Annotated in this window: 28 protein-coding genes; 8 read left to right on the top strand and 20 right to left on the bottom strand. The window is 63.9% G+C overall.

Annotation, left to right across the window (positions count from 1 at the left end):
• Positions 1 to 111: 111 nt before the first annotated feature.
• From MUK72_RS07585 to MUK72_RS07575, 3 genes are read right to left on the bottom strand one after another with little or no spacing between them, the layout of a single operon-like run.
• On the bottom strand, positions 112 to 1,080 hold the full coding sequence (locus MUK72_RS07585; protein ID WP_244698287.1) for an IS1595 family transposase: 969 nt from the start codon (positions 1,078 to 1,080) through the stop codon (positions 112 to 114).
• 48 nt (positions 1,081 to 1,128) lie between these two features.
• Entirely contained in the window at positions 1,129 to 1,560 is a 432-nt protein-coding gene (locus MUK72_RS07580; protein WP_244698282.1) for a type II toxin-antitoxin system VapC family toxin, read from the bottom strand.
• Position 1,561: 1 nt separating this feature from the next.
• Positions 1,562 to 1,837, bottom strand: a complete 276-nt coding sequence (locus MUK72_RS07575; protein WP_244698279.1) for an AbrB/MazE/SpoVT family DNA-binding domain-containing protein — start codon at positions 1,835 to 1,837, stop codon at positions 1,562 to 1,564.
• A gap of 334 nt (positions 1,838 to 2,171) precedes the next feature.
• On the opposite strand from MUK72_RS07575, the gene MUK72_RS07570 reads away from it, so the two are divergent.
• Positions 2,172 to 3,104 carry a DUF6414 family protein gene (locus MUK72_RS07570; RefSeq protein WP_244698275.1) on the top strand — a complete coding sequence of 311 codons (933 nt, stop codon included), beginning with the start codon at positions 2,172 to 2,174 and terminating at the stop codon, positions 3,102 to 3,104.
• 30 nt (positions 3,105 to 3,134) lie between these two features.
• Here MUK72_RS07570 and MUK72_RS07565 read toward each other — a convergent pair whose 3' ends face one another.
• The 3 genes from MUK72_RS07565 to sdhC are packed head-to-tail and all read right to left on the bottom strand — an operon-like array spanning position 3,135 to position 4,752.
• Positions 3,135 to 3,989 carry a succinate dehydrogenase/fumarate reductase iron-sulfur subunit gene (locus MUK72_RS07565; protein WP_244698271.1) on the bottom strand — a complete coding sequence of 285 codons (855 nt, stop codon included), beginning with the start codon at positions 3,987 to 3,989 and terminating at the stop codon, positions 3,135 to 3,137.
• 4 nt (positions 3,990 to 3,993) lie between these two features.
• Positions 3,994 to 4,359 carry a succinate dehydrogenase hydrophobic membrane anchor subunit gene (locus MUK72_RS07560; RefSeq protein ID WP_244698268.1) on the bottom strand — a complete coding sequence of 122 codons (366 nt, stop codon included), beginning with the start codon at positions 4,357 to 4,359 and terminating at the stop codon, positions 3,994 to 3,996.
• A complete protein-coding gene (gene sdhC, locus MUK72_RS07555; RefSeq protein ID WP_004053050.1) occupies positions 4,360 to 4,752 on the bottom strand; it encodes a succinate dehydrogenase, cytochrome b556 subunit in 393 nt (130 codons plus the stop codon). It abuts the gene before it with no gap.
• 210 nt (positions 4,753 to 4,962) lie between these two features.
• On the opposite strand from sdhC, the gene MUK72_RS07550 reads away from it, so the two are divergent.
• Positions 4,963 to 5,973 (top strand): cation diffusion facilitator family transporter, encoded by a 1,011-nt coding sequence (locus MUK72_RS07550; RefSeq protein ID WP_244698265.1) that lies wholly within the window; start codon positions 4,963 to 4,965, stop codon positions 5,971 to 5,973.
• Positions 5,974 to 6,094: 121 nt separating this feature from the next.
• On the opposite strand, the gene MUK72_RS07545 is transcribed toward MUK72_RS07550, so the two are convergent.
• The 5 genes from MUK72_RS07545 to MUK72_RS07525 form a co-directional block, all read right to left on the bottom strand.
• Complete coding sequence (locus MUK72_RS07545) at positions 6,095 to 6,679, bottom strand: DNA-3-methyladenine glycosylase family protein (protein ID WP_244698262.1); 585 nt, start codon at positions 6,677 to 6,679, stop codon at positions 6,095 to 6,097.
• A gap of 81 nt (positions 6,680 to 6,760) precedes the next feature.
• A complete protein-coding gene (locus MUK72_RS07540; protein ID WP_004053059.1) occupies positions 6,761 to 7,603 on the bottom strand; it encodes a ZIP family metal transporter in 843 nt (280 codons plus the stop codon).
• A 407-nt stretch (positions 7,604 to 8,010) separates the two neighbouring features.
• The gene (gene sucD, locus MUK72_RS07535) at positions 8,011 to 8,880 is read right to left on the bottom strand and encodes a succinate--CoA ligase subunit alpha (protein WP_004053061.1); all 870 of its coding nucleotides are present in this window, start codon (positions 8,878 to 8,880) and stop codon (positions 8,011 to 8,013) included.
• Entirely contained in the window at positions 8,877 to 10,019 is a 1,143-nt protein-coding gene (gene sucC / locus MUK72_RS07530; protein WP_244698259.1) for an ADP-forming succinate--CoA ligase subunit beta, read from the bottom strand. Before sucC ends, sucD begins: the two co-directional genes overlap by 4 nt.
• A gap of 143 nt (positions 10,020 to 10,162) precedes the next feature.
• On the bottom strand, positions 10,163 to 10,822 hold the full coding sequence (locus MUK72_RS07525; RefSeq protein WP_244698255.1) for a glycerophosphodiester phosphodiesterase: 660 nt from the start codon (positions 10,820 to 10,822) through the stop codon (positions 10,163 to 10,165).
• A 110-nt stretch (positions 10,823 to 10,932) separates the two neighbouring features.
• Between MUK72_RS07525 and MUK72_RS07520 the strand changes: the two genes are divergently transcribed.
• The 4 genes from MUK72_RS07520 (at position 10,933) to MUK72_RS07505 (ending at position 17,616) form a co-directional block, all read left to right on the top strand.
• The gene (locus MUK72_RS07520) at positions 10,933 to 12,309 is read left to right on the top strand and encodes an IS4 family transposase (protein ID WP_244698251.1); all 1,377 of its coding nucleotides are present in this window, start codon (positions 10,933 to 10,935) and stop codon (positions 12,307 to 12,309) included.
• A gap of 252 nt (positions 12,310 to 12,561) precedes the next feature.
• Positions 12,562 to 13,545 carry an NADPH:quinone reductase gene (locus MUK72_RS07515; protein WP_244698248.1) on the top strand — a complete coding sequence of 328 codons (984 nt, stop codon included), beginning with the start codon at positions 12,562 to 12,564 and terminating at the stop codon, positions 13,543 to 13,545.
• 56 nt (positions 13,546 to 13,601) lie between these two features.
• On the top strand, positions 13,602 to 14,564 hold the full coding sequence (locus tag MUK72_RS07510) for an AEC family transporter (RefSeq protein WP_244698245.1): 963 nt from the start codon (positions 13,602 to 13,604) through the stop codon (positions 14,562 to 14,564).
• A gap of 55 nt (positions 14,565 to 14,619) precedes the next feature.
• Entirely contained in the window at positions 14,620 to 17,616 is a 2,997-nt protein-coding gene (locus tag MUK72_RS07505; protein WP_244698241.1) for an FAD-binding and (Fe-S)-binding domain-containing protein, read from the top strand.
• Positions 17,617 to 17,620: 4 nt separating this feature from the next.
• On the opposite strand, the gene MUK72_RS07500 is transcribed toward MUK72_RS07505, so the two are convergent.
• The 4 genes from MUK72_RS07500 to MUK72_RS07485 all read right to left on the bottom strand — a co-directional run bounded on the left by MUK72_RS07500 (position 17,621) and on the right by MUK72_RS07485 (position 19,914).
• Complete coding sequence (locus MUK72_RS07500) at positions 17,621 to 17,848, bottom strand: hypothetical protein (RefSeq protein ID WP_244698238.1); 228 nt, start codon at positions 17,846 to 17,848, stop codon at positions 17,621 to 17,623.
• An 86-nt stretch (positions 17,849 to 17,934) separates the two neighbouring features.
• Positions 17,935 to 18,984, bottom strand: coding sequence for a methylmalonyl Co-A mutase-associated GTPase MeaB (gene meaB, locus MUK72_RS07495; RefSeq protein WP_244698235.1), 1,050 nt, complete (start codon positions 18,982 to 18,984; stop codon positions 17,935 to 17,937).
• Positions 18,981 to 19,400, bottom strand: coding sequence for a cobalamin B12-binding domain-containing protein (locus tag MUK72_RS07490; RefSeq protein ID WP_244698232.1), 420 nt, complete (start codon positions 19,398 to 19,400; stop codon positions 18,981 to 18,983). The genes meaB and MUK72_RS07490 overlap by 4 nt, the downstream gene beginning before the upstream one ends.
• A gap of 58 nt (positions 19,401 to 19,458) precedes the next feature.
• Positions 19,459 to 19,914, bottom strand: coding sequence for a hypothetical protein (locus MUK72_RS07485; RefSeq protein ID WP_244698228.1), 456 nt, complete (start codon positions 19,912 to 19,914; stop codon positions 19,459 to 19,461).
• 90 nt (positions 19,915 to 20,004) lie between these two features.
• Between MUK72_RS07485 and MUK72_RS07480 the strand changes: the two genes are divergently transcribed.
• Entirely contained in the window at positions 20,005 to 20,613 is a 609-nt protein-coding gene (locus MUK72_RS07480; RefSeq protein ID WP_244698225.1) for a DUF420 domain-containing protein, read from the top strand.
• A gap of 95 nt (positions 20,614 to 20,708) precedes the next feature.
• Here the strand turns inward: MUK72_RS07480 and MUK72_RS07475 are convergent, their stop codons facing one another.
• Genes MUK72_RS07475 through MUK72_RS07460 form a run of 4 tightly spaced genes read right to left on the bottom strand, consistent with a single transcriptional unit; the run spans position 20,709 to position 24,147 of the window.
• The gene (locus MUK72_RS07475) at positions 20,709 to 21,455 is read right to left on the bottom strand and encodes an ABC transporter permease (protein ID WP_244698223.1); all 747 of its coding nucleotides are present in this window, start codon (positions 21,453 to 21,455) and stop codon (positions 20,709 to 20,711) included.
• The gene (locus tag MUK72_RS07470) at positions 21,452 to 22,402 is read right to left on the bottom strand and encodes an ABC transporter ATP-binding protein (RefSeq protein WP_244698221.1); all 951 of its coding nucleotides are present in this window, start codon (positions 22,400 to 22,402) and stop codon (positions 21,452 to 21,454) included. Before MUK72_RS07470 ends, MUK72_RS07475 begins: the two co-directional genes overlap by 4 nt.
• Positions 22,403 to 22,450: 48 nt before the next feature.
• A complete protein-coding gene (locus tag MUK72_RS07465) occupies positions 22,451 to 22,681 on the bottom strand; it encodes a SelT/SelW/SelH family protein (RefSeq protein ID WP_004053096.1) in 231 nt (76 codons plus the stop codon).
• Between the two features lie 41 nt (positions 22,682 to 22,722).
• Positions 22,723 to 24,147, bottom strand: a complete 1,425-nt coding sequence (locus tag MUK72_RS07460; RefSeq protein ID WP_244698219.1) for a heme o synthase — start codon at positions 24,145 to 24,147, stop codon at positions 22,723 to 22,725.
• A gap of 112 nt (positions 24,148 to 24,259) precedes the next feature.
• Here MUK72_RS07460 and coxB point away from each other — a divergent pair, with 112 nt between their 5' ends.
• Positions 24,260 to 25,105: a cytochrome c oxidase subunit II gene (gene coxB, locus MUK72_RS07455; protein WP_244698217.1), complete on the top strand. Its 846-nt coding sequence runs from the start codon at positions 24,260 to 24,262 to the stop codon at positions 25,103 to 25,105.
• Here coxB and radB read toward each other — a convergent pair.
• On the bottom strand, positions 25,102 to 25,797 hold the full coding sequence (radB, locus tag MUK72_RS07450) for a DNA repair and recombination protein RadB (RefSeq protein ID WP_244698215.1): 696 nt from the start codon (positions 25,795 to 25,797) through the stop codon (positions 25,102 to 25,104). The two genes, coxB and radB, sit on opposite strands and share 4 nt — an antisense overlap.
• Positions 25,798 to 25,832: the final 35 nt, after the last annotated feature.

The raw sequence follows: 25,832 nt of genomic DNA, 5'->3' as shown, positions 1-25,832 counted from the left end.
GATGAGGGCTACCCGGACTTGAGGTTGTTCATGCCCGGCGTCGAGTTCCGGATTTTCGACGGACGCCTTCAGGCCGAGTACGGGTTCGTACTGGTGTCGCTCTTGTGTAGACTAGCGGAATGCATTGACAGCGACGCAATCAATGAGGCTGTGGATGGGTGCTCCGACGAGATTCAGGGATCGGAGAAGTCCGAAAGTATGAGCGGCCTGCTCCAAGCCCTGCTTGGAGAGGCCGCGGAATTTCGCCAGCCACGGCTGCACTAACGACCAGAGGCACTCGACCTGATTCGTGTGGACACCGTCGTCCGAGACGTATTCATCATCGTGGACAACGGTTCGATGCTCGTGTTCCATCTGCTGATACGCGGGGAGTTCGTCGGTCCAGATCTCTCCCAGCGGCTGGGAGAGATCGCCTGCTTCCTCGATCACTGGCCCGAGGTTCTCGTCGTATTTCGATCCTTCTTCGGCTGAGATCACCTGGAGCACGTCGCGGCAGGCCGCGACGAGCGTCATTTCATCGCCCTGCTCTCCTGTCCATCGCGTCCGTCCGGGTCCAGGAGACCCGCCGCGGGACAGTCCGTCCCGCGGTGGGTTCTGGCCTTTGTACCCCGAACACACCCGCTGAGTTTCGTCCACCTGTGTTGGTCCAGCAATCGTGTCACCGATGCGTTCCCACACCGTCGAGAAACCGCGGGCGAACGCGGTTTCCACGTCGCTAATTGCCTCGAAGACGGTTTTGTAGGCGCGGTCGAGCAGCGGTGCGATTTGGTTGATGCTGAGGAGAGTGTCAGCGTAGAGGATGAAGGCAACGAGGAACTCGCCGGGGGCGAGTTCCGAGTCGTAGAAGGGTGTGCCGCGGGTGTAGGTCGTTTTCCAGTCACAACGGCTACACCAGATGCGGGCCGAGCCATCGAGAGCATGGAGAGCGTCGGCGTCACAGTTTGGGCAGGCACGGCTGGTCCAGATAGCTTTGAGTCGCCGCTCGACGATGGCGTCGAGCGGCTCTGGCCGAAACTCTATTACTCCGAGATCAACGAGTTGCTCAAGCATTCCGCCGAAAGCAGCGCGTTTGTTGGTCATAAACGACTGCTGTCGGCGGAATGCCCTAACTTCGATGGCTTGGTTCCGCTACGCTACACAAGAGCGACTGGTGTTCAGTCGCCGTACGCCATCGACGCTGTCGAACCCATCGTCGAACGAGTAGATGTACGAGCTATCGGTTTCGCGAGCGTATGCGACGAGCATCGCGTCCACGAGCGAGAGGTGGGCGTGCGCTTCGTACACGCCGAGGCCAGTGGCCCAGACCTCGTTGGTCGTCCGTCGGATCTCGAACCCTGCGCTCTCGCGAACCATCGACAGCGCTTCGGTCGTCTCCTCGTGAGCGAGCTCCTGCGTGAGTGCGTTCATCGTTTCCGCAAGCACGAAATCGAGGACGATGCAGACCGGGAGATCATGGGCATCCGCCGCCGTCACGATCGCGAGTCCCTCCTCATGAAACTGATCGCGTTTTTGCAACGCCCCGTACAACACGTTGGTATCGACGAGTGCGTGCTGGACCACACTACGCCTCGTCACCCGCATCGTACTCACCGGCGGGATCGAGGCCTGCGCGGTCGTGATCGAGGGTTTCGCTCTCGCCGTCGAATCCCTCGAACTCCGCGAACACACCTTCCCGCTGCCGAACGATTTCGACCGAGAGTTCGCCGTCGTACCATCGCCAGCGGACCCGATCACCGTCCTCGATGTCGGCCCGCTCGCGGATTGTGGCCGGAATCGATGCCTGATTGCCCGAAATGGCTCCCTCGCCGACCGTCTCCGTATGTTCCGATTCGCTCATGGTCGAGCTACGGTTTCGCGCTTCATAAATCCACACTACTATCAACACTAAGCCGACATCCTCCCGCATGCTGCGACCAGCGCCCGAAGGCCAGTCTCGCCCGTGCCGACCACGATGATGTCGTATCCGTGCACTCCTTGTCCGTGACGAAAGTTTCTGGATTTGAGGCTGTTCATGCCCGGCATAATGAAATAATAGTCAATATTTTATTATAAATTGTGTTGCAAAATATAATGGAGAGAAAACACAGCAACGTTATAAAGTATCGACATTATAAAATTTAAATGGGTGGTAAAACCGGAACATATTTTTGATTATGGTTCTTCCTTCGAATATGGAAAACGATCTGCGCGAGTTCATTTATCTGGATTCGCTTAGCGTTCAAAGCTTGCTGGCATCACAGGGCGTGGGCATCGCGCAAGAGGAAGTTGAGACTGATGAGAATACTACTGAAGCTAGCCTAAGATCGAAGTTATCGGCCGGTATAAATTTTCCATTCGTTGGTAGTGGGAAAGGCGAAGTCGATGTTTCAGGCACGAGAACGGGTACTGAAATATTGGAAACTAAGAAGAAAATCAACGATCAGGTATTGTTTACCCGATTGTATGATGAATTAGAGGATTCAATTACTACACTTCCAGACGACCGAGCAGAAGATACAGGTGACTCGTTATCACTTAATAACGGCGATATCGTCGAAATCAGTGGGATAACCAGAACCGATCCGTTGTACCGAATGCTCAATGTAGCATCCTTGTTCGCGCGTATTGATGCGTTTGATATTAACAAGGAGAACATTGAACAGGCACGAGAAGCGATTTACGGGAAGCAAATTGGGATGGTTACGGATGTTCCTGATGATGACTGGAACTATGCAATGTCGGTTGAGAGAGAAAATTTATGGGTGGATGATCCACAGCGCGAATTCCTAGGTTCACGCCGTTACACCGTATTCGGACGGGTAGAAGCCATTATCCCACCGAATGACAAATGGGATTATATTGACATCTTGCAAATAGCTGGAACTATTGTCTCAAAAGATTCATTGAGTTCGGTTCGTACTTTAGTCGATGAGTTTGTAGAACTCATTGATGGCTATCAACAAGAGATACCTTTGCCACAGTTAGGTGAGATATCTATTGATGATCTATCCGAAAACAACGAACCTCCCACCCGAAATTCCACGATCAGTATTGATATAGAGGACAAAGATGTATCAGTTGATGGGAAAGCGGTCGTTATAAAGCCAATCGCTGTGTATTGGTAGATCTAGAATAGACAAGAAGGTTGGCTGCCGCTACCAGAATTTCAGGTTATCTTTGACCGCTTCGCGCTTCATCTCTTGGATGTGCTCGGTGAGCGGGATGTCCTTCGGACAGACCTCGGTACAGGAGAACTGGGTCTGACAGCGCCAGACGCCGTGTTCCTGTTCGAGGATGTTCATCCGGTGTTTCTTGATGTCATCGTCCTCACGCTCGTCCATCGCGAACCGGTAGGCCTTGTTGATCGCGGCGGGGCCGAGATACTCGTTGTCGCCGGCAGCGATGTTGCACGAGGACTGGCAGGCTCCACACCAGATGCAGCGCGTGCTCATCTTCACCTTCTCGCGGTTCTCGCGGCTCTGGAGCTGCTCTTCCTCGTCGGGCGTCTCGCCCTGGAAGTACGGCTCGACGGCCTCCATCTGGTCGTAGAAATGCTCCATGTCGACCACGAGGTCCTTCTCGACCTCCTGGTGGGGGAGCGGTTCGACGCGCACGGGCCGCTGGTCCAGATCCTGGATCTGCGTCTGGCAGCCCAGCCGTTGTGAACCGTTGATGAACAGCGCGTCCGAGCCACAGACCGCCTGCCGACAGGAGTGCCGGAAGGTGAGCGTCGAGTCGAACTCGTCGCGAGCGTACATCAGCGCGTCGAGTACGGTCGTCCCCTGCGGTGCGGGCACGCGGAAGTCGTCGAAGCGCGGCTCACGTTTGGCCTCGACCTCCGGATCGTAGCGGAACACCTTGAGGTGGGCGTGCGGCGTCTCGTCGCCGGTCGACTCCTCCTCGGTGCGCTGGGCCTCGCGCTCGCCCTCGTCGAGACTCTTGCGTTCGAGGCGCTGCTCTTGTGGCGATTCGTCCGTTTCCTGTTCGGTTCGTTGTAGCTGTGTACTCATGTGTTTACACCAGTCCCGTCATCGCGAGTGCAAGTCGGATCCCCTGAACGACGAGCCCCAGGCCGGCGATTGCCAGCACGCCGAGAACGACCTTCTTCTGGGTCCCCTTCAGCCCCTGATTCACCAGCGCGTTGAACACGCCGTTGACGCCGTGGAAGGTTGCCGTCACCAGGAAGAGCACCATCGTGATGAAATAGCCCACCTGGCTCATCCGTGCCTGCGAGCCCAAGAAGGTGATCTCGTAGGCGTGATTGACGAAGTGCAGCAGCATGAAATGGAAGGCAAGTACGATGACGAGAAACGCCGCGGTCAGTCGCTGGAGGAACCACGCCCAGCCGCGCCGATCGAACGAGGAGTAGCGTTCGGCCATTCAGAAGGCCCCCGAGAGGAAGGTCGGCACGCTCGCGACGGCGATCGCACCCGTCAGCACGAGCGATGCGTAGAAGCTCTTGTCCTGTGATTCGAGACCAACGCCAAGATCGATGAACAGCAGCCGGATCCCGTTCATGATGTGGAAGGTCGCCACGGCGAGCAGCCCCACTTCGAGGACGCGCACCAACAGCAGACTTTCGAGCGAGCGCAGCGTCGTCGTGTACAACTGCGGGCCGGAGATCGCGGTGCTCAGGACGGCGACGTGGGTGAACAGGTAGCCGATGAGCACCCAGCCGGTGAACTTGTGAAATATCCACGCCCACATGCCGGGCGCGAACTCCCGCCACCGCCCGAAGTCCTCGATGAGACCCCGATTATGCGACTGACTCATGCACGTTAACGGTCGAACCCGCATGATAAAGGCGTTACGTCACCGGATAGCGCCACAGACCGCACGACGGCTCCCGATTCATGGCCGATACCGGCAATGGACGGACGGCGCGCCGATAACAATTCACAGCCGAAAATTTGCTAATCATGGCCAGTAATTGGGGTTATTTTGGCAGTAGAGTTAATACATTCGGAGAACGGATGGTTGGTAATGAGCGATACACCAGCGCACACTGGTGAGCAAGAGGATGGTGGGGTCGACGGCCATGGACACGAGACGAGCCACGACCACGATCACGATCACGCAACCGATCACGATCGTGCGGACGGTCACAGCCACGCGGGTGGACACGGCGACACGAGCACGCGCAATCTCGCGCTCGTCGCGGCGATCAACCTGCTCGGCTTTCTCGCCGAGCTTGCCGGCGGGCTGCTGTTCGGTTCTGTCGCCCTGTTGAGCGACGCGATCCACATGCTGTTCGACGCGCTCGCGTACGTGATGGCGTTCGCAGCCTCCTACGTCGCCGCTCGCTACGGCACCGACGATCGCTACTCGTTCGGCCTCCACCGGCTCGAACCGCTCTCGGCGTTCGTCAACGGCGCGCTGCTGCTCCCGATGGTCGGGTTCATCATCTACGAGGCCTACCAGCGTTTCGTCGATCCCGTCGCCATCGCCACCGGGCCGACGCTCGCCATCGCCATCGGCGGTCTCGTCGTGAACCTGCTGTCGGTCTACGTCATCGAGGGCGGCGAGATGAATCTCAACGAGCGTGGCGCGTTCTACCATCTCCTCGGCGACGCCGGCGGGTCGATCGCGGTCATCGTCTCCGTGCTCGCGGTCACGTATACAGGCATCCGAATCATCGACCCGATTACGGCGGGACTCATCGCGCTCGTGATCGTCTGGAGCGCGGGCAAGCTCCTGCGCGGGAGTGGCCGGATCTTCCTCCACCGCACGCCGTTCGACACCGAAGCAGTGCGCGCGACGATCGAGGAGACCGACGGCGTCGAGCGGGTCGCCGACCTCCACGCCTGGCAGATCTGCAGCGAGATCACCATCGCCACCGCACACGTCGAAGTCGATACCTCTACCGACGACAACGCGCTCACCCGACGCGTACACGACGTGCTCGCCACGAACGACGTCGATCACGCGACCGTCGAACTCTGTCCACCCAGCGAGACCGATCACGCTCACCTCACCGCCCACGATCATCGCTGACCGCAGACGCCGAAATTTGTTTGACGATATTCACCTCGTGGACAGGTCGTATCGCTGAACAAGCGGGAAGGAGAGGAAAGGATCGAGCCAGCCGAGATGGACGAACCGACGGCCGCGATGGCTAGGATTCGTACTGTCGCCAGATGTAGAGCGTGGCGAGGCTGCGGTACGGTCGCCAACAGTCGGCGATTGCGCGCATCTCCGGACGCGTCAGCTCCTCGCCATCTCCGTACAGCGATTCGATGCCACGGCGCACCGCGAGATCGCCGAGCGGGAGGACGTCCTCGCGACCGAGCGCGAAGATGAGGTACATCCGCGCGGTCCACTCGCCGATCCCACGGATCTCGCCGAGTTCGTCGATGACCTCCTCGTCGGACGCGTCGGCGAGCCCCTCGCGGCCGAGATCGCGCTCGCGGAACGCACGAGCAGCGTTTCTGACGTACTCGGTTTTCGTCTCACCGAGGCCTGCATCGCTGAGTTCGTCGGCATCGGCTTCCAGCACCGCCGCCGGCGTGATATCGTCGAAGCGCTCGAAAACGCGTTCGCGGACGGCGTTCGCCGAGGCCGTCGAGATCGACTGGTTGATGATCGAAACGACCAGTCGCTCGAAGGGTTCCTCGGCGGTGTCGATCTCGATCTCACCGAACTCCTCGATCAGCGCGCGCAGTACGGAGTCCTCGCGGAGCGTCTCGTGGGCGTCGGACACGTCTCGAATGGGTGCGTGACGGCGATATCGATTGTGGTCGCGGTGATCGCTCGTAAGCGACACATCGAACGCGAGTCGGTCTCAGCCGAGCGCGACGTCGAGCGAGAGCATCACGACCAGCCCGATGATCGTGCCGAGCGTCGCCACCCGCTCGTGGCCGCGCTCGTGGGTCTGGGGGACGATCTCGTCGATGATGACGTAGAGCATGCCGCCGGCGGCAAAGCCCATCGCGTAGGGCAGGAGAGGAGCGGCGAACGAGACCGCGACCGCGCCGAAGACGGCGATCGGGAGTTCGACGAGTCCCGAGCGGATCCCCGTGATGCCGGCGTAGAACAGCGAGCCGAGCCCGGCGTTGCGGGCGGCGACCGCGACCGCGAGCCCCTCCGGGATGTTCTGGATACCGATGGCGAGCATCAGCGCGATGGCGTTGCTCAGATTGCCCGAGCCGAAGCCGACGCCGACCGCGAGCGCCTCGGGCATGTTGTGCAGCGTGATGGCGACGATGAAGATGATGAGTGGGGTGATACGGCGCTCGCTGGCTGCCTGCTGGGCCGCGACTGCCTCGCCTCCGTCAGTCGAAAGCTCCTCCCTGCTGCGGCCGGTGACGAGGCGCTGGACGTATGGAACCCACTTCTCGCCGCGGTCGAGCACGACCGCACCGAGCAGGACGCCGACGACGACCGGAAAGAGGCTCCCGTTGGCGTACTCCTCGATACCGGGGATGATGAGACTCGTGAAACTCGCCGCGAGCATGACGCCGCCGGCGAAGCCGAGCGCGCCGTCGAGCGCGCGATCGCTCGGATCGCGCCAGACGACCACCGACAGCGCGCCGACGGCGTTGAGCCCGGCGATGACCAGCCCGCCGACGAGCGCCTGCCAGATCGGGTCCGTGCCGGCCAGCCGGACGAAGAACTCCTCTAACATGGGTCTATCGTCCGATGGTGGTGATCTCCGGGGGAAATCCCATCGTTCGTTGTAGCCGATAAACGGCTCTTGCGCTGCATCCAACGACTCGTTTAGTCGGATGAAAGGATATGAGTTTCGTCTCCGAAACAGTTCGTTGTCGTTGCCACTATTCGTTCGTGATCGCGAGCGAAAAACGGGCCGGCCGGTTTGGCCCCCGGCCCGTGGTTCGCGTATGCTCCCACACTCGGCGGCCCCGTGTCGGCCGAGCGTAGCGCAGACCCCGCGTGTCTGCATCCCACGGTTGCACAGCCAGTTGCTTAAATGTTGTTACCAATTGCCACGCTCTGCTGGCGGTCATCGGCTCACGACCGCTCGGAACGCAGGACTGCACCCCAGAAACGATCGAAAGCGGGGGAATCGTCGGGTTACAGCAGCTCTTCGACGTTGTCGGCGACTTCCTCGGGCGTGTCGCCGACGGGCACGCCGGCGTCGCCGAGCGCCTCGATCTTGCTCTCGGCGGTACCGGCACCGGAGCCGCTCACGATCGCGCCGGCGTGACCCATCCGCTTGCCGGCGGGCGCGGTCCGGCCCGCGATGAAGCCCGCCACGGGCGTGTCCATGTTCTCGTCGATGTATCGGGCGGCTTCTTCCTCGTCGCTGCCGCCGATCTCGCCGCACATCACGATCGCGTCGGTCGCGGGATCGTCCTCGAACAGCGAGAGCGCGTCGACGAAGTCCGTCCCGATGATCGGATCGCCGCCGATCCCGATCGCCGTCGTCTGGCCCAGCCCGCGGTCGGTGAGGTTATCGACGACCTGGTAGGTCAGGGTGCCCGAGCGCGAGATGAGCCCAACGTTGCCCGACGAGAAGATGTTGCCCGGCAGAATTCCCAACTTGGCCTCGCCGGGTGTGATGACGCCGGGACAGTTCGGCCCGACGAGGTGTTTGTCGGTCTCGCCGAGGCGCTTTTTGACGCGACTCATGTCCTGGGTCGGGATCCCCTCGGTGATCGCCACCACCAGATCGACGGGCGAATCGAGTGCCTCGAAGATGGCGTCGGCCGCAAAGGCCGGCGGAACGAGGACGACGGACGCGTCGGCGTTCTCGGCCTCGGCAGCGCCTGTGACCGTATCGTAGACCGGCACGCCGTGGACCTCCTCGCCACCCCGACCGGGGACTGCACCCGCGACGACGTTCGTCCCGTACTCCATCATCTGACCGGCGTGGAACTCACCCTCGCCGCCGGTGATCCCCTGGACGACGACGCGCGTGTCCTCGTCGACGAGCACGCTCATTGCGCACCCCCAGCCTGCTCGACAGATCGCTGGACCGCGCCTTCGAGCGTCTGCTCGACATCGAGCGCGTCGGCGTTCAGGATCTCCATCCCCTCCTCGGCGTTCGTCCCTGCCAGCCTGACGACGACGGGTTTCGGGAGCTCGTCGAATTCCTCGATGGCGCTGTTGATGCCGCGTGCCACCTCGTCGCCGCGGGTGATGCCCCCGAAGAGGTTGAAGACCACGCTGTCGACGTTGTCGTCCGAGAAGACCATATCGAGCGCGTTCGCCACGCGTTCGGCCTTCGCACCGCCGCCGATGTCGAGGAAGTTCGCCGGTTCACCCCCGTAGTAGTCGACGAGATCGAGCGTCGTCATGACGAGTCCGGCCCCGTTGCCGATGATACCTACATTTCCGTCGAGGCGGACGTAGTCGAAGCCGTACTCGTTGGCCTTCGCTTCGAGATCGTCGCCCGCCGCGGCCTCTTCCATTTCGGCGAGGTCTGGCTGGCGAAAGAGCGCGTCGTCGTCGATGTTCATCACCGCGTCGGCGGCGACGACCTCGTCGTCGCCCGTGATCATCAGCGGGTTGATCTCGGCCTCACTCGCGTCGCGATCCTCCCAGAGGTCGAACAGCGTCGTGAGCACGCTCGCGACGTCGGAGGCGACCGCGCGATCGACGCCCGCATCGTAAACCGCCCGGTTGGCCTGGTAGTGGTGCATGCCGAAGGCGGGATCGACGTGTTCGCGCGCGATGGCCTCCGGGCTCTCCTCGGCGACCGATTCGATGTCGACGCCACCCTCCGAGGAGACCATCGCCACGGGCTCGCCCGCGCCGCGGTCCATCGTCACGCCGACGTAGAGCTCGTCGACGAAATCCACGGCCTGTTCGACGAGCACGCGCTCGACCGTGTAGCCCTTGAGATCCATCCCGAGGATGGAGTCGGCGGCCTCGCGGGCCTCCTCGTCGCTCTCGGCGAGCTCGATCCCGCCGGCCTTCCCCCGCCCGCCGACGTGGACCTGTGCCTTCACCGCGACCGGATAGCCGATCGATTCGGCCGCATCGAGCACCTCGTCGGTGCTTTCGGCCAGCACCGACTCGGGCGTCGGCATGCCGGCCTCGGCGAAGACTTCCTTTGCCTGATATTCGTGGAGTCGCATCACCTCGTGAACGGAGTGGCGAGCGCATAAATCCCCGCGATTCACGACGTTGCTCGTTCCGGTCAGCGGACTCTCGTCGGACAGATCGTGGACATGTCGCCGCTCGTGGCCACCGACGAACGATGTTCGCCAACTCTCCCCACTCAGAGTACGTCCGGCGAGTCGGCGATGACGCCGTCGACGCCGGCCCGTTCGAGCAGCCCGGTCGCGATCGAGCTATCGATCGTCCAGACGTTCACCCTCATGTCGGCGTCGTGGGCGCGCTCGATCGCGTCGGTCAGCAGCCAGTGGCTCCAGTGGACGTGGATGTACCCGCAGTCGAGCGCGAGCGCGTGTCCGAAGTCCTCGTCGGTGTTCAGCCCGAAGAGGTAGGCCAGCTCCACCGTCGGGTCGTCGGTGGCGAGCTGGTCGAGCGCCTCGCCGTCGAACGAGGAGACGATGACCTCGTTGTCGACCGTGGAAGCGGCCGCGACCGCCTCGTTCGCGATCCCGCGCTCCTTCAGTTCGAGGTTGATCCCCGTCCCGTCCGGGATCGCGTCGGCGGCCGTCGCGAGCGATGGGACTCCCGTGCCCGTCCCGTGTACGTCGAGCGCTTCGAGCCGCGAGAGCGGGAGCTCGTCGACGCGCCCGGAACCGTCGGTCGCCCGATCGACCACCTCGTCGTGGAAGACGACGAGCTCGCCCGAGCCACACCGTCGAACGTCGAGCTCGATCATGTCCGCGTCGGCAACCGCGTTCTCGATGGCGACGAGCGTGTTCGCGGGATAGCGGTCGGCGAAGCCGCGGTGGGCGATCAGCCGCATCGGGGCCGTTTGGCTGCCGACGGACAAAGCCCTCTCGGAGGTCACTCGTTATCGCTTTAGGATTTGTCTGAATCAGCAGGCGCTACTGTCTCCCGCGTCAGTCGGGACTCATGGATCGATGGCTCAATATTCTCGGTCAAGAGCTTCGATATCTGCTCCCGCCACGGTCGGTGCGCGAGCACGCTCGCGCTACCGACCTCGTTGAACGCAACCGGCACATCGATGCGTTCGCGTTCTTCTGGTCGTTCACGATTGGCACTACCCAATCCAACGGGTCTCTTGCTGCTGCTCAAGACCTCTACAAGGCGTTCACCAGCGATTCCGTTGCGTATTCATCCGTCCAACAGTGGGTCACTCCTGATCTCACCGAACTACTTACCGACATCTGCGGCTACATCAGCGTTGAGCTTGGACGGACAGAATCAGCGCTCGAAGGCCGCTTCGAGCGCTTCCGAGATGTCTTCGTCTCAGATGGGACCATCTGTACGCTCTCGGCGGAATCATTCGATGAGTTCCCCGGATTAAGCGACGATCACGCTGGAGCAAAGCTCCACGTGATCGAATCACTTGCTTCGCGGGCTCCGATCTACTCATCGATCACCGACGCTCGTACCCAAGAAACCACGCAGCTCCAGATCGGTGACTGGGTCGAAGATTCCTTGGTCCTGTTCGATCTTGGCTACCTCGACTACGCGAGGTTAGCACGGATCGACCGCAATGGCGGCTGGTTCGTGAGCCGACTTAACGTCGACGCAAACCCTGAGATCATCGACGAACTCCGAACCTGGTGTGGTGATACGATCGATCTGGAGGGCAGGCACCTCCAAGAGGTGCTGCCCGACCTTTATCGGCAGATCATCGATGTGACGGGGACGGTCGGTGCGGATCAGAACGATCCGCGCCTTCCTTACGATGTCCGAGTCGTCGGCGTCCGCCATGAGGACGACGAGGATGATCACCGAACGGAGGAAGTCGAAGCCGATCACGATTACCACCTGTATGCGACGAATCTCCCGGCAGATGCGTTCGCGCCGCGAGAACTCGCGGCGCTGTACAGCAACCGCTGGAGCGTCGAAACAGTCATTGATGAACTGAAGTCGGTGTTCGAGTTGGACGAGATGTCGGTACGGCGGGAGGCAGCGGTGAAGTGTTTCATGATGGCGGCGCTGTTGATGGTGCTGGTGAGTCGGTACTTGCTGCGGCGGGTACGAGCACGGCTCGGACCCGCCTCACAGCGATCAGTCGAGGAAGAAGACCGAATCGAGCCGATCCGTTTTTCGAAGCGAATCCAGCTGTTCAGCGGTGATTTGCTGCGGATATTGGCTGAACAGCTCGGGTATGGGTGGGACGGCGTCGGGATCGTGATCATCGAAGGAGCAATCGATCCGAACGTGGCTCGCCACGCGCTTACGGAGCGAGTGGCTCACGGAAGTGTCGATCCGAACCTGCAAAACGCGGGTGAACTGGCGACGATCCGGCCCGGCTGACGACTGTCAGCCGAGCCGGGAAAGCTTCGCGTTGAGTGGCAACGCTCTCGATTAGGCGCGTTTCTGAACGGAAACGAATCTGTGATTGGTCGATTCCAGCAATATCGATCTCTACTCGGCGGTTCATGCTCTACTTCTGAGAAATCCCACAGCACTCAGCAAACCAGCTTCCGCGCTCACCGCTCATTCTGGGCTTAAGCGATAACCAGTGCTCGGAGGTAGTTTTTTCTCGCCGGTCGACGAGTCACCGTCATGCGCGCCGTCAGATATCACGACCACGGCGGTCCAGACGTACTCACAACCGAGGAGATCGACGACCCGACACCAGGCGACGAGGAGGTGGTCGTCGACGTCCACGCAGCCGGCGTCAACCCCGTCGATACCTACTTCCGAGACGGGGGATACGAACCGTTCTCGCTCCCGATGATCCCGGGGACCGATGTCGCCGGCGAGGTTCGCAAAACCGGCTCCGCGGTTGAGGGGTTCGCGGCCGGCGATCGCGTCTACGGGACGGGCATCGGCCGTGACCACTACGGTGGCTACGCCGAGCGCGTCGCCGTCCCCACGGATCGACTCGTCCCACTGCCCGACAGTGTGGACACGACTGTGGCGGGTGCGGCCGGCGTCGCTGGCGTGACGGCCTGGCGCGCGCTCGTCGATCACGCGGCGCTCGAACCCGGTGAAACCTGTCTTGTCCACGGCGGCTCCGGCGGGGTCGGCCACGTCGCGGTCCAGCTCGCCGCCGCGGCCGGCGCACGGGTGCTGACGACCGCCAGCCCGGACTACCACGACCGTCTCGTCGATCTGGGAGCCGACACGGTCTTCGATTACTCGCGTGACGATCTCGCCGACGCGGTCCAGGAAGTCGCAAGCGCGGGTCCGGGAACAGACGGCGTCGACGTGATCCTCGACCATCGCCTCGACGAGTACCTCCAGTTCGATGCCGACGTGGCCGCGACCGGCGCGCGGGTGGTCGGCATCGGTGAAAGCGATCCGGCGGTCGGTCTGGAAAACGACGGCGTCGCCCGAAGCAAGGACGTCTCCTACCAGTTCATGAGTATGTTCAACACCCCGGAGTTCCGCGTGCCGCTCGCACGGCTGGCCCAGCTCATGGACGCTGGCGACCTCACGATCGACATCGCCCGCGAGTACGGGCTCGACGAGGCGGGCGATGCACAGCGCGCCGTCCTGGAGGAGAGCTTCCTCGGGAAACTCGTGCTCGTTCCGGAGCGATGATCGTGGTTCCGTATCGTCTCGCAACGTTCGTAACCCGGTGTTGAGTAGGCCGGCCCATGTCGCTGCTCTCGGTCTTCGCCACGGCCATCCTCCCCATCGTCACCATCGCGGCGGTCGGCTTCGTTCTCGGGCGCGTCCGTGAGATCGACGTCGGCCCGCTCAACACCGTCACCGTCTACGTACTCGTGCCAGCGCTGGTTTTCCACAGTCTCACGACGACCACGGTCGGCGGCGCGACGCTGGCGAAGGTGTTCGTCGGCGTCGTCGTCTTCATCCTGGTCATGGTCGGGCTCGCGGAGGGTGTCGGCCGCGTGCTCGGCGAGAGCGAACCGATACAGAGCGCGTTCGTGTTGGTGAGCGCTTTCTCGAACTCGGGCAACTACGGGATCCCCCTCTCCGAGTTCGCCTTCGGTGCGACGGGGCGAGCGACGGCGGTCCTCTATCTGGTCGCCCAGAGCGTCGTCATCTACACCGTGGGCGTGTATCTCGCCTCGCGGGCCGGCGGTGCGCGCGGTCTCGGCGCGCTCACGAAGGTGTTCAGGCTCCCGCTGGTCTACGCGGTCGTGCTCGCGCTCGTCGTGCGCGCGCTCGGGCTCGTTCCGCCGGCCGACGGCGCGACGATGACGACGATCCAGCTCGTCGGCGATGCCTCGATCCCGCTGATGCTCATTCTCGTCGGGGTTCAGTTGGCGAGCGCGAACTACGGCGCGGCGCTGTCACGCGTGGGACCGGCGAACGTTCTCAAACTCCTCGTCGCGCCGGCCGTCGGGCTCGCCATCGTGTCCATGCTCGACTTCGGCAACACGACCGTCGCGCGCGTGTTCGTCCTCGAATGTGCCGCGCCGGCGGCGATCACGTCGCTCATCCTGCTCATCGAGTTGGGTGGCGAACCGCCGGCGGGCGTCAGCGGCCCGGAGTACGTCAGCGCGGCCGTCCTCACCACGACGCTGCTGAGCGTGCCCGTGCTCACGCTGTTGATTACGCTCCTCAAATCGGGCCTCGTCGGGTCGCTGCTGTAGCGGAGTTGGTATCCGTTATCATAGCTCTTAACAGCGCTTCGCGCCCATCGAACGTATGGCCGTCGACGACGAGTTCTACGACCCACCGGACATCCAAACCTCGGCCGACGCGCTCGGCCACGATCACGCCGACGTCGCCGAGTATCGCGCGCTCGCCGCCGATCTCCGCGAGCAGATCCGTGGCGAAGTACGCTTCGACGAATACTCCCAGATCCTCTACGCGACCGACGGCAGCATCTATCAGGCCCGGCCCGCCGGCGTGGTCTGCCCGCGCGACACCGAGGACGTGCGAGCGGCGATCCGGGTCGCCGCCGACCACGACACGCCGGTGCTCCCGCGCGGCACCGGCTCGTCGCTGGCCGGGCAGGCCGTCGGGCCGGGCTGTGTCGTGCTCGATACGACCCGCCACATGGATTCGATCCTCGATGTCGATCCCGATGGGCAAACGGCAACCGTCCAGCCCGGCGTCGTCCAGGATCACCTCGACGATCAGCTCGATCGGTGGGATCTCAAGTTCGCGCCCGATCCCGCCTCCTCGAACCGGGCGACGATCGGCGGCGGGATCGGGAACAACAGTACCGGCGCGCACTCGGTGCGCTACGGCATCACCGACGCCTACACCGCGGAGCTGCGGGTCGTGCTCGCCGACGGCTCGCTGATCCATACTCGCCCCGTGGTCCTGGATAGTCCCGAGTGGGACGGGTTGGTCGACAAGGACGACCGCGAGGCCGCGCTCTATCGCACGGTACGAGAACTGGTCGAGGAGAACGAGGAGGAGATCGCCGAGCGCTATCCAACCCTGAAACGCTCGGTGTCTGGCTACAACCTCCACAAGGTCATTTACGAGAACGAGGCCGGCGAGGAGGTGATCAACCTCACGAAACTGTTCGTCGGCGCGGAGGGGACCCTGGGGACGATCGTCGAGGCGACGCTCGACCTCGTCAGCAAACCCGACGAAACCGCGCTCGCGCTCTACTGCTTCGAGAGTTTGACCGATGCGATGGAGGGCGTCCCCGAGGCGCTCGACTTCGACGTGAGTGCCGTCGAGCTGATGGACGACGAGGTGTTCCGGCTGGCGAGCGAATCGACGGAGTTCGCCCAGTACGCCGAACCGATCCCCGAGGGAACGGCCGCGGCGCTGATGCTCGAATACGATTCGGAGCTCCGCGACGACTTCGAGGACGCGATCGGGGCGACGAACGCCCACTTCGTCGACGAGGGAAGCGCCTTCGACGTACTGGAGGCCTATTCCGAAGAAGATCAACTGAAGCTCTGGAAGCTCCGCAAGGCCGCGATCCCGCTGTTGATGAGTCTCGAAGGCGATCCGAAACCCTACCCGTTCATCGAGGACGCGACCGTTCCTCCTGAGGAGCTCGCCGAATACGTGGGTGAGTTCGAGGAAGTGCTGAAAGACCACGATACGTCGGCGGCCTACTTCGCGCACGCCGGATCGGGGACGCTCCACATCCGACCCATTCTGAACCTCAAGGACGGCGAAGGGATCGAGACGATGCACTCGATCTCCGAGGACGTCACCACGCTCGTGCTGGAGCACAACGGCTCCTTTTCGGGCGAGCACGGCGACGGCCTCGCACGCACGGAGTTCAACCCGAAGATGTACGGCGAGGTACTTTGGAGCGCGTTCCAGGAACTCAAACTCGCCGCCGATCCCGACCGGCGGATGAACCCCGGCAAGGTGGTCTACTGGGCGGACGATCCGGCCGACATGCGCGAGAACCTCCGGTACGGGGCGGAATATTCCTCGCTCGAACCGCAGACCGAGATGGATTTCGAGGGCGAGGGCGGATTTTCCCACGCCATCGAGCTCTGTAACGGCTGTGGCACCTGCCGGCAGACCGACTCGAACACGATGTGTCCGACCTACCGCGCCTCGAAGGAGGAGATCCAGACGACGCGCGGGCGGGCGAACATGCTCCGGGCAGGGATCTCCGGCGAGATTTCCGAGGAGGAGATGTTCTCCGAACGGTTCCAGGAGGAGGTGCTCGACCTCTGTGTCGGCTGCAAGGGCTGCAAGAGCGACTGTCCGACGGGCGTCGACATGGCGAAGATCAAAACGGAGGTCAAACACGAGTACCACGAGCGCGAGGGGGCGGGCCTCCGCGAACGCCTCTTCGCCAACATCGACAGTCTGGCCGCGCTCGGCAGCCGATTTGCGCCGCTGTCGAACTGGGGGACGAAACTGCCGGGCGCACGAACCGCGATGGAACGAGTCGCCGGCATCGCCGCCGAGCGCGAACTGCCACACTTCGAGCGCGAGAGTCTGGAGGAGTGGTTCGCCGCCCGCGGCGGGTCCGACGTTCCGCTCGCCGACGCCAACGAGAAGGCGCTGCTCTTTCCCGACACCTACACGAACTACAGCAACACCACCCCGGGGAAGGCCGCGATCTTGACGCTCGAAGCGGCCGGTGTCCACGTCGAGATCCCCGACGACGTGGTGTCGAGCGGGCGGCCGGCCTACTCGAAGGGCTTTCTCGACGAAGCGCGCGGGCGCGCGGCAACGAACGTCGCGGCGCTCGACCCCTACGTCCGGGACGGCTGGTCGGTCGTCTTCACCGAGCCCTCGGACGCCGTGATGTTCCAGGACGAGTATCTCGATCTCCTGCCGGACGACGACCCAACCCGGCGAGTCTCCGGCGACGCTTACGGCGTGCTCGAATACATCGACGTGCTGCGACTCGACGAGGAGATCGAGTTCGCCGATCGAGAGGAATCGCTCACCTACCACGGCCACTGCAACCAGAAGGCGCTCAACAAGGACCACCACGCGGTCGGCGTTCTCCGACGGGCCGGCTACGCGGTCGATCCGCTCGATTCGGGCTGCTGTGGCATGGCCGGCTCGTTCGGCTACGAGGAAGAACACTACGACCTCTCGCAGGCGATCGGGAACATCCTCTTCGAGCAGGTCGACGAGAGCGATGGCGAGGAAGCGGTCGCGCCCGGCACCTCCTGTCGCACCCAACTCGGCGACCGCCCCGACGAAACCGCGCCGCGTCATCCGATCGAGAAAGTCGCGCTGGCGATCGCACGCTGACGCCTCAGCCGCCCGACTCGCCGAACAGCTGGCCGATCGTCCGCAGCAGATCGACGACCGATTCCAGAATCGCGTCGATGCGCTCGATGAGGTCCTGTGCACCTTCGAGTTGGAGCACGACCGCCGTGCTGCCCGACAACTCGACAGGGAATGCCGCTACGTCGGGGCTACCGAACACGACCACGACAACGCCGACGGCCACCAGTCCGACCGCTACGGGAAGCGGTTTCATGGGGCGACGGTATCTCGCGCTTGCCTATACCGGTTGCGGTGACCTACCGCGCGCCACGGTATCACCCGATTTCTCGACTGTTCGACTCAGGAATCGCGCTGCTGTCGTGCACAGTCGGCGATCGGGGCGAGCACGCTATCGGCGATCTCGTAGGGGTCGGTCTCGCCGGCGGTGACGCCCGCGACGAGCTCCTCGATGCCGCCGTGGGCGGCGATCTCCTCGGTGAGGAGGTCGGCGGTGTCCTCGCGCAGCAGGGTTCGGATCTCCTCGGCGTAACGGGCGCGTGCCTTCGCTTCGAGTTCGCCCGTCGCTTCGAGATGGGCCCGATGGTCGTCGAGTGCGCCGACGTACTCCTCGACGCCCTCGCCACGGGTGGCGACCGCCTCGACGATCGGCGGCATCCAGCCGTTTTCTGCCTCCGTGCGCTGGAGCGCGACCGCTTCGGCCGATTCGGCGTGATGGCCTGCGTGGTGGCCGGTCAAAGAGCGTCCACCGTCGTCATCGCGCAGTTGGAGCATCTCGTTCAGTTCTTGGACTGTTCTGTCGGCACCGTCGAGATCGGCCTTGTTCACGACGAACACGTCGGCGATCTCCAGAATGCCGGCCTTGAGCATCTGCACGTCGTCGCCGCTGCCGGGCTGGACGAGCACCGTCACCGTGTCGGCGGTTTTCACGATATCGATCTCGTTCTGGCCGGCTCCGACGGTCTCGACGATGATCCGGTCCTTGCCGAATGCGTCGAGCGCCTTCACGGCGTCGGCGGTGGCGATCGAGACGCCGCCGAGCGAGCCACGCGCGCTCATCGAGCGGAAGAAGACGTCCATGTCGCCGACGTTCGAGGCCATTCGGATGCGATCGCCGAGCACCGCACCGCCAGTAAAGGGCGAGGAGGGGTCGATGGCGATGACACCGACGGTGAGGCCCTGACTCCGGTAGTGTTCGGCGACCTTGTCGACGAGGGTGGATTTGCCCGCACCCGGGCTGCCCGTGATGCCGATGACCTCGGCGTTGCCGGTGTGATCGTAGAGCGAGGAGACCAGATCGCGGTGGCCCGGCATGCGGTTTTCGATCTTCGTGATCGCTCGCGCCAGCGCGCGGTGATCGCCGTCGAGCAGGCGGTCGAGCAGCCCGCTCATTCGCGCTCGGGGGCGTTCTCGCGAACGAACTCGATGGTGTCATCCATCGACGCACCGGGGCCGAAGATGGCCGAGACGCCCCGTTCTCTGAGCTCGTCCTCGTCCTTGTCGGGGACGATCCCACCGACGATGACGAGCGTGTCGTCGAGCGCACCGTACTCGTCGAGCCCGTCGAGAATTTTGGGCACGAGCGTGTTGTGTGCTCCCGAGAGAATGGAGATTCCGAGGACGTCGACGTCCTCTTGGACGGCGGCCTGGACGACCTCGTCCGGCGAGCGATGGAGTCCCGAGTAGACGACCTCGAAGCCCGCATCGCGGAAGGCGCGCGCGATGACGTGCGCGCCGCGGTCGTGGCCGTCGAGTCCGACCTTGGCGACGAGACAGCGGATGGGCCGCTGTGTCTGCTCTGCACTCATGCACGCCCATTCAGTCGCCGCCGATTTGTGTTTATCGGTGAAAAACGATGCACGATGATCAGTAGCCGTGCGGTCCGAGCTGTCGGCGCTCGTGCTGGACCGCCTCGAAGATCAGCCAGAATCCGGCCAGCGCGGTCAGAATCGGGACGAACGATCCCGGATTTGCCCAATCGATCGCTCGTCTGGACGTGAACCCGTAGAACGTCCCATCGCGCGAGACGTATTTCGGCAGGCTCCGCGTGTCGTCCTCGAAACTGTAGCTCTGCCCGTCGATGGCGTTGTCGACGATGCGTTTCGTCCCGGCGTCGAGCTGTCGGTACGGTGTCGTCTGCGTTTGCTGCTGGAAGCTGAGTTCGTCGACCTGGCCATTGTACCCGAACTGGTAATCGAAATCGGCCGTGCCGAGCCAGATCGGCCCACTCGCGAGCAGAACGCAGACGCCGAGGAGCATCAGGAGGAATCGGAGCGACGAGTACCGCGTGAGCAGCGCGCTCCGAAGGATCGATCGGACCATACATTTACTGCCGAAACCGCCAATAAATATCTTCCCCCGCCGCCGCGCCGAACCAGAAGACCGATGGTTCGAACGAGCCAACGGCCGAGAATGGCAACAGCCAGCACGCACGGCCCCGTCAAGGAGCATCCGCTCGCGGCGACCGCCGTCCTCTCGGTGATCGGCTACGTGCTCGTCATCGGGACGTTCGCCGGCGTCCTCGATATCTTTCCGTCGATCGACGATGGGACGGTCATCCTGCTCTCGGACGCCATCGCCGTCGTCAACAGTCTCGCGCTGACGGCGCTGCTCGTCGGCTTCGTCTTCATCCGGCGTGGCGACGTCCGCCGCCACCGCGCGGCGATGCTCACCGCCTTCGGGCTCATCATGGTCTTCCTGGTGCTCTATCTCTGGAAGGTCGGCGGGGGGTTCGAGAAGCAAATCGTCATCGAGCAGGGTCAGTTCCTCGCCAGCTATGCCGGCATCGTCAAGCCGCTCTATCTGGTGATGCTCGCGATCCACATCCTCCTGTCGGCGATCGCGGTCCCCGTCGTCATCTACCCGGTCGTGCTCGGGCTGACCCACACGCCGGCCGAACTCAAGGAGACTGCCCACGCACGCATCGGCCGCATCGCGGTCGCCTCGTGGTCGCTCAGCCTCTTCCTCGGCGTCGTGACCTACTTCCTGCTGAACCATCTCTACGGCTGGATGCCGCGGTAGCGCCCCTACAAACTGGCCGAATTTCTACGGTCGACTCGGGATGATCTCTGACTCACAGCCGTTCTAGGGTGGAAAATCGAGTCACAGCTCTCCAGTCAGTCGGTCCGCGGCAGGGCGTACGCCCCGAGCGCGAAGAAGACGACCGCGAGAACGCACAAAACCACGAGATCGAGCTCCCAGCCGCTCCCGCCGGTGACGACCGTGCGTACGCCGCGGGCGAAGTACGTCAGCGGCGAGACGTTCATCACCGGCTGGAACCACTCGGGGAGCAGATCGGGCGGCACGAACGTGTCGGACAGGAAGAGGAGCGGGAGCGCCAGCGAGTTGCTTGCGGCGATGACGCCGTCCTGGGAGTCGGCGAGGCTGCCGAGAAGCGCGCCCACGCCACAGAACAGCGCGACCGAGACGACGACGAACGGAACGACGACGACCGAAAGCGTCACGTCCGCACCCGTGAGGAGGACGACGAGTCCGAGGATGAGCAGGCCAGCAAGCCCGATGATGAGCACGTTGACGAGCGTCTGGGCGAGTAGCCACTCCGGGCGGGTGAGTGGCGTACTGGCGAGCTTCTCGAAGCGATTGCCCTCGCGATGGCGCGCGACCGTGCTGCCGACGCGCGAGAGTGGCGTGAAGAGCACGACGACGGCCAGGTAGCCCGGCACGTAGTACGCCGGCGACTCCGTGAAGAGTCCGCCGCCGGTCGGGCGCGTGCCGACCAGCACGCCGAAGATGAGGATGAGGATCACAGGGAAGAAGAAGGTGAAGAAGACGGCCGTCCGCCGGCGCAGGAACGAGCGCCACGCCGCGCTGGTGGCTGCACCGACCCGTCCGGTCGCGGTCACTGTACCGCCTCCGCTTCCTGTCCCGCATCCGCAAGCGAACGGTCGTCGTCGATGCCGTCGCGCGAACGGCTCTCGTCGGTCACCGTGAGATAGACGTCCTCCAGGTCGGGCTGTCGCCACGCGAGTTCGCCGTAGTCGATGCCGTTCCGTTCGAGCGCGTCCACCACCGTCCCGATCTCGGTCGCCGAAACGTCGCTCACGACGATGCCCGTCGGATGGGGGTCGATCATATGGTCGAGTCCGTCGAGCGACGTCGCGTCGGCGTCGGTCTCGATTTCGAGTCTGGACCGACCACCGTACTCGGCGACGAGATCGCCGGGCGTACCGACGGCGGCCAGCTGGCCGTCGGCGAGCAGCCCAACCCGATCGGCGAGCCGTTCGGCTTCGGCCATGTAGTGGGTGGTGAGGAGGATCGTCGTGCCGCCGGCCGCGAGCCCTTCGAGGAGTCGCCAGAGCGCGCGCCGGCCGGCCGGATCGATACCCGTCGTCGGCTCGTCGAGCACCAGCAGACCGGGATCGTTGACGAGCGTCGCACCGACGCAGGTCCGGCGCTGTTGCCCACCCGAGAGGTCCTCGTACCGGGTGTCGGCGCTGTCGACCATCCCGACGTCGTCGAGGACGCTCTCGACGTCGCGTGGATCGTCGTACAGACCGGCGTAGTAGTCGAGTAGTTCGTGCGCGCTCAGCCGTGCCGGCGGCGAAAACGATTGAGGAAGCACGCCGAGGCGTGCGTTCTCGACCGCGTCGGGCGACGAGCCGAACAGCGACACCGAGCCATCGATCGCGGTGGTGCCGGTCAGGGCACGCACGAGCGTCGTCTTGCCCGCGCCGTTCGGGCCGACCAGCGCGAACACCTCGCCGGCGGCGACCGCCAGCGAGACGCCGTCGAGCGCCACCGTTTCGCCGTACTCCCGGCGAACGTCCTCAGCACGCAGTACCGCATCCATGCTGGATCGACGACCGCAGCCGTTCTAAGGGGTTCGATTCGGTGAGCGTCAGAGCCGACCGCGCACCTCGCGGGTGATGCCGTCGACGTCGTACTCGTCCTCGCTCTTGTCGAAGACCGTCTCGCCGTCGACGCGCACTTCTAGGACGCCGTGATCGCCGGTGACGAGCGCCACCCGGTCGAGTTCGGCACCGAAGTTCGTGAGCAGCGCGTGCTGGACGTTTTCGGCGCGTTCGAGGAAGCCACAGGGGACGCAATATTCGATCTCGACTGTCGCCATGGGCGCGATTGCATCTCGGCCGATTTACGCCTATCGCCGGTTCAGAGGAGGATGGCGTCGACGACGATGGCGAACAGCAGCGCCCCGAGATAGGCGTTCGAGGCGTGAAACGCGCGGAAGGCAGCCTGTTCGCTGCGCTCGCGGTGGAGTCTGACGACCGTCCAGAGGAACAGTGCGCCGAAGGCGACCGTCGCGCCGGCGTAGAGCCAGCCGAGCGACGTGACCGCCGACAGAACGCTTGCGCCGAGCAGCGTGGCCGCGAGATACCAGACGATATGCCGGCGGGTGACACGCTCGCCACGGACCACGGGTAGCATCGGGAAGCCACCGCGGGCGTAGTCGTCCTTGTACGCGAGCGCGAGGTTGTAGAAGTGCGCCGGCGTCCAGAGGAAGATGACGCCCGCGAGCGCGAGCCCTGGCACGCCCACCGTTCCCGTCACCCCAACCCAGCCGATGAGCGCCGGGAGTGCGCCCGCAGCGCCACCCAGAACGGTGTTCTGTACGGTGTTCGGTTTGAGCACGAGCGTGTAGATCACGCTGTAAAAGAGGATGGCACAGAGGCCGAGCGCGGCCGCCAGCAGGTTGACCGAGAGGAACAGCGCGAGCGAGGCGGCCGCCAGCAGGATGCCGAAGGCGAGCGCGTTCGTCACGCCCACCTGGTCGGTGGCGAGCGGGCGATCGCTCGTCCGCTGCATCTTCCGGTCCTTCTTGCGTTCGAGAACGTGGTTGAACGTGCCGCTCGCGCCGATCGCGAGCACACCGCCGCCGAGCACGCGGATCACGATCCCGGCATCGAGCGACGGCCCGGCCGCGAGCGCCATCCCGGCGGCCGCCACGAGACAGAGCAACCACATCAGCCGCGGCTTCATCAGTCTGAAATACGCCGCGCCGATCCGCCTCGCGCGGGCGAGCGGGCCGGATGGCGGTGACGGGGTTTGCAGTGACGGGGTTTCGCCGGTGTCGGTGTCGGTCGGTGTGGCCGTGAGTGGATCCGGGTCCGTGACCGGTGCCGTGTCGTCGGTGCCGAGTTCGAGCGTCCACGCGAGCGCGAGGACAAGCCCGACGAAAATCGCCATCCCGGAGAGCAGGTGAAGCGTCGAGAGCCAGTCGGCGGTAGCGGTCGTCGCGGTCGCGGCGAGCGCGCCCAGTCCGATCTGGACGGGGTAGAGGACGAACGGGACGAGGAGGGTAGCCTTCGCGCGCCGCGACGTGGACGATCGCCAGGTCGAGACGAGCGCCGCGAGGACGACGACGCCGACGACGAGCGCCGCGAGGCGGTGGCCCCACGCGATGAGCACGCGCGGATCGGAGAGATCGGTGCCACAGAGCGGCCAGGTCGAACAGGCTTGCGTCGCCTCGGTCAGCGCCGTCGTCGCCCCGACGACGATCAGGAGATAGACGCCGATGGCCGCGGCCGCAAGCAGCGTCGTCACCCGTCTGCGCTCGGTGGCTGTGTTGGCTGTCACGGTGTTGTGACTCGGTTTCGATCTTCGCAATCGGCGTACTTAGGCCCCGCGTTTTCGGCCATCCACGGGGGAGTCAGCAGGTATTTATGCTCCACTACCGAAGCGCGGACAGATGACCAAAACGCGTCTCGGGCGGTACGCCCTGCTGGTGGTCGGGGCCGTTCTCGCCGCGACGGAACCGGTGTTGGCACAGTCGGTCAACGCGGACCTCATCTACGGATTGAACGCGAAGCTGCTCTACGTCGCGATCCCGATAACGCTGCTCGTCCAGGTCATTCTGGTCTACGCAGTCTGGAAATTTCGGAACAACGACGATCCGCAGCCGACCCGCGAGAACCGACGGCTCGAAATCACGTGGACGATCGCCACCGCGATCATCCTCCTGTTCGTCGGTGTCGCCTCCTACACGGTGCTCGGCAACCCGGCGATCGCGCTGACGGCCGACGAGAATCAGGCACAGCCACAGGCCCAACAGGAGATCCAACCGTCGGTCACGCATCCGAACCGCTCGGGAGCGACCGCCCCGGATAGCAAGCAGGCCGTCGAGATCGAGGTCGACGCCTTCCAATGGGGGTGGGAGTTCATCTATCCGGACGCGGGCGTCAACTCCTCGACCGAGCTCGCGATACCGGCGAACAAGTCGGTCTATCTCCACATCACCTCCCGTGACGTCATCCACGCCGTCCACGTGCCGTCGCTCGGCCTCAAACAGGACGCCATCCCCGGCCAGTACAACACGATCATGACCAACGCCACCGAACCCGGCACCTACCAGCTCTACTGCGCCGAGTTCTGTGGCTCCGGTCACTCGAAGATGCTCGCCAACATGACGGTCATGCCACAGGACGAATACCAGTCGTGGCTCGACGAGCAGGAATCCAGTAGCGGTTCGAGCGAGAGTACGGGCGACTCGGCGAACAGTTCGTCGCTGGCCCCCGTCGCCGCGAACCCGGCCTAAACCCCTTCTTCGACCGCTTCGAGACCGTCGTTCGTGATCGCGAACCGGCAGGTCTCGCCGGCGGCTTTCGAACCGTGTTTTTCGAGCGTCGCTCGGCGGTTGCCTGCTCGGAACCGTTCGAGTCTGAGGATCGTCCCCGTCAGATGTGAGAGCGTGTGGCCGCCGAGCGCCCGCGCCCGCCCCGACTCGCTCTCGGGGTCGGCAAACACCTGATTGGTGAGCAACACGGCAAGATCGTGTTTGCGTGCGAGCGACAGTAGATGCGTCACCTGACGACCGATCTGCCGGAGCGCTTCGCCGTCCTCCCGGTTCGTCCGCTCCAGGCGATAGAAGCCCGTCGCGCTGTCGAGGGCGATCAACGAGGTACGTTCGGCGAGCTGTTCGGCATCGCGGACGGCCTCTTCCTGTTCGTCGAAATCGAGCGCCTCGGCGACGACGATGCGCGAGGTGAGATCGTCGAGGTCGGCGCTGCGTGCCTGCGCGAGCTGCTCGAAGCGTGCCACGGAGAGGCCCTCAGTGTCGATGTAGTAGCTCGGATCGCCGTCGACGGCCGTTGCGACGGCCGCTGACAGCGCGAGATTCGTCTTGCCGGCGGCCGGCGGGCCGTAGACCTGGGTGACGGCCCCGCGCGGGAGCCCGCCGCCGAGGAGGTCGTCGAGCACCCCACAGCCGGTCGAAAGCGGTTCGCTCACGGCGGCCGTTGCCGCCCGCCCACCAAAAGTCGTCC

It is taken from the genome of Halococcus dombrowskii (assembly GCF_022870485.1).
In the GTDB taxonomy this organism is placed as follows: Archaea; Halobacteriota; Halobacteria; order Halobacteriales; family Halococcaceae; genus Halococcus; species Halococcus morrhuae.
This window is presented reverse-complemented; position numbering and strand designations above follow the sequence as displayed.